The sequence below is a fragment of the Streptomyces bobili genome, from assembly GCF_002154575.1.
GTDB classification, from domain to species: domain Bacteria; phylum Actinomycetota; class Actinomycetes; order Streptomycetales; family Streptomycetaceae; genus Streptomyces; species Streptomyces bobili.
This window is the reverse complement of the sequence record NZ_MUBA01000718.1, coordinates 1-4,244: the sequence shown is the minus strand read 5'-3', so window position 1 is coordinate 4,244 and position 4,244 is coordinate 1. Positions and strand designations below refer to the sequence as shown.

Annotated in this window: 2 protein-coding genes and 1 pseudogene; 2 read left to right on the top strand and 1 reads right to left on the bottom strand. The window is 72.4% G+C overall.

Going from position 1 to position 4,244, the window contains the following annotated elements; genetic code table 11:
- Positions 1-158 precede the first annotated feature (158 nt).
- Together BZL64_RS36695 and BZL64_RS36690 are read left to right on the top strand one after the other, a co-directional pair.
- Positions 159-1,187: an ATP-binding cassette domain-containing protein gene (locus tag BZL64_RS36695; RefSeq protein WP_086773341.1), complete on the top strand. Its 1,029-nt coding sequence runs from the start codon at positions 159-161 to the stop codon at positions 1,185-1,187.
- Positions 1,184-2,014: an ABC transporter permease gene (locus BZL64_RS36690; RefSeq protein ID WP_086773340.1), complete on the top strand. Its 831-nt coding sequence runs from the start codon at positions 1,184-1,186 to the stop codon at positions 2,012-2,014. The genes BZL64_RS36695 and BZL64_RS36690 overlap by 4 nt, the downstream gene beginning before the upstream one ends.
- Before the next feature lie 10 nt (positions 2,015-2,024).
- On the opposite strand, the pseudogene BZL64_RS36685 reads toward BZL64_RS36690, so the two are convergent.
- Positions 2,025-4,244, bottom strand: a pseudogene (locus tag BZL64_RS36685) (ATP-binding protein); the annotation flags it as partial.

The window sequence follows — 4,244 nt, the reverse complement described above, 5'->3', positions numbered from 1 at the left end:
TCCTCAAACGCCGGACAGGCTGAGATACCCGACCGTCGCCATTTGACCCACCGAGTCGGGTGGTGGGTGGGCATGGCTGGGGCCCCTGTCGGCGGGGTGTCGGCGGCTGTCGGGCGCGTGTAGGTCGTTTGTCGGTGGGGGGTGACAACGTCAACCGCATGACACGCATCGACAACAACCCCAGCGGCGCGTCCCGCGCCGTCACCGTGCGGGGGCTGGTCAAGCACTACGGGGAGACCAAGGCACTGGACGGGGTCGACCTCGACGTGCGGGAGGGCACCGTGATGGGGGTGCTCGGGCCGAACGGCGCCGGTAAGACCACCCTCGTGCGGATCCTGTCCACGCTCATCGCCCCCGACGCCGGCCTGGCGACCGTCGTCGGCTACGACGTCGTACGCCAGCCCCGCCAGCTCCGCCGCGTCATCGGGCTCACCGGCCAGTACGCCTCCGTCGACGAGAAGCTGGCCGGCTGGGAGAACCTGTACATCATCGGCCGACTGCTCGACCTGCCCCGCAAGGCGTCCAGGGCCCGCGCCGACGAACTGCTGGAGCGGTTCTCCCTCACGGAGGCCGGCCGGCGTCCGGTGGGGACGTACTCCGGCGGTATGCGACGACGGCTCGACCTCGCCGCGTCCATGATCGGCCGCCCCGCAGTCCTCTTCCTCGACGAGCCGACCACCGGCCTCGATCCGCGCACCCGCAACGAGGTGTGGGACGAGGTGAAGTCGATGGTCGGCGAGGGCGTGACCGTCCTGTTGACCACCCAGTACATGGAGGAGGCCGAGCAGCTGGCCTCCGAGCTGACCGTCGTCGACAAGGGCAAGGTCATCGCCACGGGCGGCATCGACGAGCTGAAGGCCCGCGTGGGCGGACGGACCCTGCGGGTGCGCCCGGCCGACCCGGTGCACCTGCGCCCGCTGGCCCGCGCGCTGGACGAGCTGGGCATCACCGGCCTGGCCAGCACCGTCGTGGACGTCGAGCGGGGCTCGGTGCTGGTGCCGGTGCTGAGCGACGAGCAGCTCACCGCCGTGGTCGGCGCGGTCACCGAGCGCGGTATCACGCTCTCCTCCATCACCACCGAACTGCCCAGCCTGGACGAGGTGTTCCTGTCCCTCACCGGCCATCGTGCCGGTGCGCCGCAGGGCACCGTCCCGGCCGGCAAGAACCTTGAGGAGGTCGCCGTATGAGCGCCGCCACCGCCACTCTCACGCCGGCCGACCTGAAGGGCGCCGACACGCCCATCTCGCTGCGGGCCCATCTGCGGCACACGGGCGCGCTGATACGCCGCAACCTGCTGTGGATCCGGCAGGACCCGGAGTCGATGTTCGACGCGATCCTGTTCCCGGTCGTCTTCACCCTGCTGTTCGTGTACGTCTTCGGCGGCTCCATCGGCCAGTCGCTGGGCGGCGGTCAGGAGGCGTACGTCCAGTACGTCGTGCCCGGCCTGCTGGCCATGACGGGGATGAACATGGCGCAGGGCGTGGGCACCGGGTTCAACCAGGACTTCAACTCCGGTGTCATGGACCGCTTCCGGTCGCTGCCGATCGGGCGCGGCTCGGTGCTGTTCGCGAAGATCGCCGTCGAACTGATGCGGATGCTGTTCGCGACGGTGGTCCTGGTGATCGTCTCGGTGCTGGTCGGCTTCGACATCACGAGCTGGACCGGTCTGCTGGCCTCCGTGGGACTGTCTGCGGCGTTCGGGTTCGCGCTGATGTGGGTGTTCCTCACGCTCGGCGTGACGATGAAGAACGCGCAGTCCGTGCAGGCGATGGGCTTCCTGGTGCTGATGCCGCTCCAGTTCGGTTCGTCGATCTTCGCCCCGACCGCCTCGATGCCGGGCTGGCTGCGCAACTTCACCGAGTTCAACCCGCTGTCGGCTCTCGCGGACGCGGCCCGCGGGCTGATGATCGGCGGTCCGGTCGCGCACGGCCTGTGGGTGACTCTGGCCTGGTCGGTGGGGCTCACCGCGGTGATGGCGCCGATCTCGATCCACAAGTTCCGCACCAAGGCCTGACCGGGTGCGTTCACACCAGGGCGGCGGCCTCCTCGTAGGAGAGGCCGCCGCCCTCGGCGTACGCGGCGGTGTACGCCGCCTCACCGAGTGCGGCACGTGCCCCGGCCCTGGCCCGCTCCCGGCACTCGGCCTCCAGGCGCGGCGAGATGTGCCGGGCCGGCAGGTGGGCGTCGGCGGCGCCCAGGCAGCGGGCGGCCGCCCCGGCGCGGGCGCCGTCCCCGGTGTCGGTCCCGCCGAGGGCGATGGCGGCGATGGCCAGGTAGAAGGAGCGCAGGTGCGGGGCGATGGCCATGGACAGCGGGTCGTCGGCCTGTCGCAGCGCTGCGCGGATCGACACCAGGGCCTCCTCGTACCGCTCTTCGACCGCGTCCAGCCAGGCCTGCGCGCCGAGGATCATCGCGTCGAAGACGACGAAGTGGGCGAGGCCGAACTCCTCGCGCAGCAGCCGTAGTTGCTCACGTCCCTCGGTGGCGCGGCCGGTCATGGCGAGATGGCCGCAGAGGAAGAGCCGGGCGGCGGGCAGGGCTTCGTTGACGGCGCCGTCGGCGCGGTCGATGACATCGCGCAGCAGGTGTTCGCCGCGCTCCTCCTGGCCGGCTTCCAGCAGCGCGCTGCCGAGCCGGGCCTGAAGGACCGCCGACTGGCTGCGGGCGTCGAGCCGTTCGGCGTACACCATGGCGGCCTCGTAGTCGGCCGCCGCCCTGCCGTGGGCGCCCATCCGCTCGTGGGCCTCGGCGCGCGCGGAGAGGGCCTCGGCGGTGCCCCAGGCGTCGCCGAGGCGGCGGAAGATCTCCAGGGACTCGTCGGCGTCGCGGGTCGCGTCGCCCGCCCAGTCGGAGCGGTTGGCCAGCAGGTTGGCGCGCATCTGGAGGCAGACGGCCAGCTCCCATTCGTAGCCGGGGGTCTCGCGGGCGGTGCGGATGTTGGCGTCGCTGATGACGCGGATGCGTTCCATGTCGCCGGTGAGCATGACGGCGTAGAACCAGAGCAGGCCGGGGGTGCGGCAGGTCTGCGGGAGGCCGGGGGTGTAGGTGTCGGCGATGGCCCGCAGTTTGGCCTGGGCCGCCGGGGTCTGCCAGGCGTCCAACTCGGTGTCCATGCAGGCGAGATGGGCGAGGTGGACGCCGCGCCGGGCTTCCTCGAGGATCTCTCCGGTCATCGGCGGCGGGGCGTCGGTGCAGGGTTTCCACACGGGTGCGGCGGGGCGTAGGGGCTCGGCGAAGGGGTCGGGGCCGAGGGACATCACCTCGCGGCACCAGCCGCGGGCCTCGATGCGCAGGTCGCGCATCTGCCAGTACGTGACGAGCGAGTGGACCAGGCAGAGCGCCTCCTGCTCGTCGCGCTCGGCGACGGCGCGGCGCAGCGCGGTGCGCAGGTTCTCGTACTCCAGCTGGAGCCGGTCGATGGCCGCGCGCTGCCCTCGGCCGCGCAGCGACGGCTCGGTGGTGCGGGCGAGTTCGCGGTAGTACGTCAGGTGCGCGCGTTCGGCCCGGGGGCGGCTCCCGGACTCGTCGAGGCGGACGGCGGCGTACTCGGCGACGGTCTCCAGGAGTCGGTAGCGCATCCGGCCGTCGGGGGCGGGCGCGGCCACGACGAGGGACTTGTCGACGAGGGAGCCGAGCGCGTCGAGGGCGGCCGGGCCGCACACGGCCTCGGCGGCGGCGAGGTCGCAGCCGCGGGCGAACACGGACAGATGGCGCAGGACGTCGCGTTCGTCCTCGTCGAGCAGGTCCCAGGACCAGTCGACGACGGCCCGCAGGGTCTGCTGGCGGGGCAGGACGGTACGGCTGCCGGAGGTGAGCAGCCGGAAGCGGTCGTCGAGCCGGTCCGCGATCTGGCGGGGGGTGAGCACGCGCAGGCGGGCGGCGGCCAGTTCGATGGCGAGCGGCAGGCCGTCCAGGCGGCGGCAGATCTCGGCGCAGGCCTCGGGGTCGTCGTCGATACGGAAGCCGGGGCGGGCGCTCCGCGCTCGGCGAGCAGCCGCAGCGCGGCCGGTTCGGGCAGGGGCTCCACGGGCCGCAGCAACTCGCCCGGTACGCCGAGGGGTTCGCGGCTGGTGGCGAGGACCGTCAGTTCCGGGCAGCGCTTGAGCAGTTCCTCGACCAGGTGGGCGGCGCCCTCGACGACGTGCTCGCAGTTGTCCAGGACGATCAGCATCCGGCGGCGGGCGCAGTGCTCGGCGAGGCGCTCCACGGGGTCGTCGAGCCGCTCGGCGACCGCCGCCCGCATC

Coding starts and splice junctions, on each gene's coding strand:
- BZL64_RS36690 (WP_086773340.1), top strand. CDS start 1,184: ATGAGCGCCGCCACCGCCACTCTCACGCCGGCCGACCTGAAGGGCGCC.
- BZL64_RS36695 (WP_086773341.1), top strand. CDS start 159: ATGACACGCATCGACAACAACCCCAGCGGCGCGTCCCGCGCCGTCACC.